Origin of the sequence: Fulvivirga sp. (assembly GCF_040220315.1) — a bacterium.
Taxonomy (GTDB): Bacteria; Bacteroidota; Bacteroidia; order Cytophagales; family Cyclobacteriaceae; genus Fulvivirga.
Window position 1 is genome coordinate 1 of record NZ_JAVJUY010000156.1, and the last position, 4,007, is coordinate 4,007.

Consider the following 4,007-nt stretch of genomic DNA (forward strand, 5'->3'; position numbering starts at 1 on the left):
AATATTTGATGCCATGGCTTGTGGCACACCTATTATTTCTGACCATCATGACGAATTAGAAAAAATATTTCCAAGCGAGATACTGTATTATTCAAGTAAAGATGAAATGGCAAAATGCCTTGAAAAAGTTCTCCTTAACTATGATGAGGTGAAGAGATTGTCAGAAAAATCATTCAGTTTTATTGAAGAGCAATTTTCTTTTAAAGTACGTGCAGAGGCGCTAGTCTCTTTGGTTAATGATATAAAATAGTTAGATGAAAATATTGATTTATTCATTAGGAAAAAGTGGGACGACTGCATTAATGTATTCAATTATTAATGCTTATAAGAAAGACTTAAAACAATTCTTTGAGCCAGCAAATTTGAAGCAGATCAACTATAAAGAAGATGATTTAATAGTTAAGTCAGTTTATGCTAATAGATGGAATACTGATCAAGAGTTTTTTCATCATTATGATAAGCTGATATTACTAGTGAGAAACCCTCTCGACCGAATAGTTAGCTACTTACTTTATTTGCCATATAACGGTGATGGATTCTCAGATGACCGTAACATGCAAGAGTATATTGATTATTTAAAGTCAATAACTAATGATAGAAGGCCGCCATCAATAATTGAATTGGATAGTTTATATGTAAAAATAACAAAAAGGCCTTCTCTTATTAAAGTTGTAAAGAATCAGTCTAAATCCATTCTGCAGCTAGCCAAAGCTTTTGGCTCACAATTTCTCCATTTAAAATACGAAGACTTTGTAGATGGAGAATTAGATATGATTAACAATTACTTGAGCTTCAATTTAAACCAAGAAGTGGAAGTTGAAAATAAATTTAAAAGAACTAAAAGATCTGGTAAATACAATGATTATCTGAAATTCATGTCGGAGACTGAGTATAATGAACTCTATGAAGAGCTGAATGACTTCTTCAGTTATTTTAACTATGACTTGTCTTATAGAAACTTATCAAGCTCGCTGGAGTCGAAAAATACATTCAACTATGTTATAAAAGTAGTAAACGAATATCGAGAAAAAAATTATATCCCTTTATTTGAAGATGGTGTCGTAAAGGTGAAAGAAGAAGGCGATTACTTTGATCGAGCTAGAAGAGAATTTATGTCTAAAAATTACGAAAGTAGCCTTGATCTTTTAAAGCAGGCTAAAGAAATAAATCCCCGATTTGAGGCGATAGAAAAAATGAGACTAAAAATAGAGAAATTACGATGATCATTTAGATTTTTGAGCAATTGCCGAATGTCTTAGTGAAAATCCTAGCTTGATGGCTAGTTCATCAGCTATCATCAACGTTTGAACATATTCTTCACTTTCTTTCTGTAGATTATCATAAAGTCCTTTAAGTGATATATTATATACGAGTCCTCCTTCTGGAAATACTTCAGCTTGAGGAAAGTGCTTCAACAGTGATGGGATAATATTTTCGGAGTCAGGAGCTTCCGAAGGGTCCATTTCAATTAACTTTTCTTTATTAATCCTGCCTGTTTCTATTGCATACTTTTCACCATCTTCCTTTAAGAAAAGTCGTTCTGGAAGGGCTCTTCTTATTGAATTGGCTAATTGCAACATTTCATCCGTATACTGCAACCTGTTCGGACCTGTATATTCTTCTAAATATAATACACCACCAGTCTTTAATTTTCTTTTGCTCCAAGTTAAGGCTGAGTCCACATCAAACATATGATGCAAAGAGGAATTCCAATGAACAAAATCATACGAATTATCCTTGACTTGATCAGATGAAAAAACATCTCCTTGATTAAAATTAACTTTGGCATGGAGATTATTCTTTTTTGCATTTATCTGCCCTTTTTTAATACGTTCTTCTGATAACTCGTATAAATCGAAATGGTTTACAATTCCTTTTCTCAATAACCTAAGCTCTTTAGAAGCTACACCACAGCCAACAGAAATTCCTTTTTCAAAAGGTCCAATTTTCCTTAGTTTCGAAATGATCCCTTCTGACCTACCATTAAGTCGTTCACCACAAACTAAATAATTAATATATTGTATAATTCGAGGGTCAAACCACCACCTATTTCTTGATGTTTTCTTTTTTGACCAATAGTCACCTATTTGCTTGTCGATTTCAACTTTGGCATTCATAATTCTTAAGGTAATAGGTTTTATACTCACCCGAAGTTACATGACTTAACCAATCCTCATTCTTTAAATACCAATCTACAGTCTTTTTCATGCCTTCTTCAAATTGCAGTGTTGGCTCCCAACCTAATTCATTTTTAATTTTAGTAGCATCAATGGCATACCTATGATCATGACCAGCTCTATCCGTCACATAGGTTATTAGCTTTGCAGATTCTCCATCTTTGCGTCCTAGTTTTTTATCCATAAGCTTACACAATAGGTGAACAATGTCAATATTTTTCCATTCATTGAAACCACCAACATTATAAGTTTCTCCTATTTTTCCTATATGAAAAATATCATCAATAGCTCTGGCATGATCAACTACATAGAGCCAATCACGAATATTCTCACCTTTCCCATAAACTGGAAGAGGCTTATTATTCTGAATATTGTTAATCATTAAGGGCAACAACTTTTCTGGAAACTGATTTGGCCCATAATTATTAGAGCAGTTTGAAATTTTAATTTGCAAACCATAGGTATTGGCCCAGGCTCTTACAAAATGATCTGAACTTGCTTTTGATGCGGAATAGGGTGACTGGGGGTCATACGGTGTTGTTTCTAAAAAGAAGCCTGACTCTCCTAACGAACCATATACTTCATCAGTAGAAACATGATAGAAAATATGATTGTCAATATCATTCTTCCATGCTTTTACAGCTGCATTAAGTAAGGTAACAGTTCCAAAAACATTGGTTCTTACAAAACTTAATGGATCGTTAATAGATCTATCGACATGTGATTCGGCAGCTAAGTGTATTACGTCAGTTATTTTCTCTTCAACAAATATCTTATCAACCAATTCAGCATCACAGATATCCCCTTTAATAAATTTGTAATTACCGGCATTTTCAATGTCTTTTATGTTTTCAAGATTACCTGCATATGTCAGCAAATCAAGATTGATGATATTGTAATCTGGATATTTGTTTACAAATAATCTGACAACATGTGAGCCTATGAATCCTGCTCCGCCTGTTATTAGTATATTTTTCATTCTATTCATATTTAATCCATCTTAATTTTGGTTCGTCACTCCATTGATTAATTGGTGCGTCATTAATACTTTTTTTTATTTTACTAAAATCGTTTGTTCTTCCATGTAACAGTTTCACATTGTGACTAACCATGGCTCCCATTGTGAATCTACAGTTATACTCAGGTGTTAAAACACTAAATCTAATTTTTGAAAGGAATAAACATTTTCTAAAAGAAGGTTGATCTTTAGATGGGAAGTCAACTTTCTGATCCAAATATTTCTTATAGTCATTGTACCAATTTTTTAATAGGCGCCTTATTTTATAATTTTTGTTCAAAAGTAAAACACCAGTATTAAATTCAGGAAAAGAATCAGGTACTTCATTGATCTTAAATGTCCAGCGATTAGGAGCGTGCGCAACTGCCAAATCAAAATTATTGAGAAGGGCAAATAGTTCATCTATATTTTTTATTAAAAAAGTGTCTCCATCTAAAAATAAAATTCGTTTTCTTTTAACTTCAAGTAAGGTAGATATTTTATCAAGGAAATTATTTTGTTGATTTTTTAGTATATGAACAGAATTAACTCTTGGGTTGGTGTAAGATTCAATATTTGTGAACAAAATTATTTCAATATCAGGGTATATTTCTCGAATTGAATTAATTGAAATCTCGGCTTCAGAAATGTCTTTTTGTCTAGTGGCACAGAAAACAATTGTTGGAACTTTAGTTTTCATTTGACAAATATGTTTTTAATGAGACATTCCATTCTGGGATTTCTAAATTAATTGCAGTTTTTATCTTTCTTTTATCTAATACACTGTATTTTGGTCTTTCGGCTTTAGTTGGATAGTCTTTGGTATCAATTGG

The 4,007-nt window shown here is 32.3% G+C and carries 6 protein-coding genes; 2 read left to right on the forward strand and 4 right to left on the reverse strand.

Translation table 11 applies throughout. From position 1 onward, the window contains the following. Positions 1 to 250: glycosyltransferase family protein (locus RLO81_RS07585; RefSeq protein WP_350109538.1), on the forward strand; the 250-nt coding region annotated here is incomplete at its 5' end. 4 nt (positions 251 to 254) lie between these two features. Beyond that, complete coding sequence (locus RLO81_RS07590; protein ID WP_350109541.1) at positions 255 to 1,223, forward strand: hypothetical protein; 969 nt, start codon at positions 255 to 257, stop codon at positions 1,221 to 1,223. On the opposite strand, the gene RLO81_RS07595 is transcribed toward RLO81_RS07590, so the two are convergent. From RLO81_RS07595 to RLO81_RS07610, 4 genes are read right to left on the reverse strand one after another with little or no spacing between them, the layout of a single operon-like run. Beyond that, positions 1,224 to 2,117 carry a methyltransferase domain-containing protein gene (locus tag RLO81_RS07595; RefSeq protein ID WP_350109544.1) on the reverse strand — a complete coding sequence of 298 codons (894 nt, stop codon included), beginning with the start codon at positions 2,115 to 2,117 and terminating at the stop codon, positions 1,224 to 1,226. Continuing rightward, complete coding sequence (gene rfbB, locus RLO81_RS07600; RefSeq protein ID WP_350109547.1) at positions 2,101 to 3,156, reverse strand: dTDP-glucose 4,6-dehydratase; 1,056 nt, start codon at positions 3,154 to 3,156, stop codon at positions 2,101 to 2,103. The genes RLO81_RS07595 and rfbB overlap by 17 nt, the downstream gene beginning before the upstream one ends. Before the next feature lies 1 nt (position 3,157). Beyond that, positions 3,158 to 3,874, reverse strand: a complete 717-nt coding sequence (locus RLO81_RS07605) for a glycosyltransferase (RefSeq protein WP_350109550.1) — start codon at positions 3,872 to 3,874, stop codon at positions 3,158 to 3,160. Next, positions 3,864 to 4,004 (reverse strand): sugar nucleotide-binding protein, encoded by a 141-nt coding sequence (locus tag RLO81_RS07610; RefSeq protein WP_350109553.1) that lies wholly within the window; start codon positions 4,002 to 4,004, stop codon positions 3,864 to 3,866. Before RLO81_RS07610 ends, RLO81_RS07605 begins: the two co-directional genes overlap by 11 nt. Between the last annotated feature and the right edge of the window lie 3 nt (positions 4,005 to 4,007).

Coding starts and splice junctions, on each gene's coding strand:
- RLO81_RS07595 (WP_350109544.1), bottom strand. CDS start 2,117: ATGAATGCCAAAGTTGAAATCGACAAGCAAATAGGTGACTATTGGTCA.
- RLO81_RS07590 (WP_350109541.1), top strand. CDS start 255: ATGAAAATATTGATTTATTCATTAGGAAAAAGTGGGACGACTGCATTA.
- rfbB (WP_350109547.1), bottom strand. CDS start 3,156: ATGAAAAATATACTAATAACAGGCGGAGCAGGATTCATAGGCTCACAT.
- RLO81_RS07605 (WP_350109550.1), bottom strand. CDS start 3,874: ATGAAAACTAAAGTTCCAACAATTGTTTTCTGTGCCACTAGACAAAAA.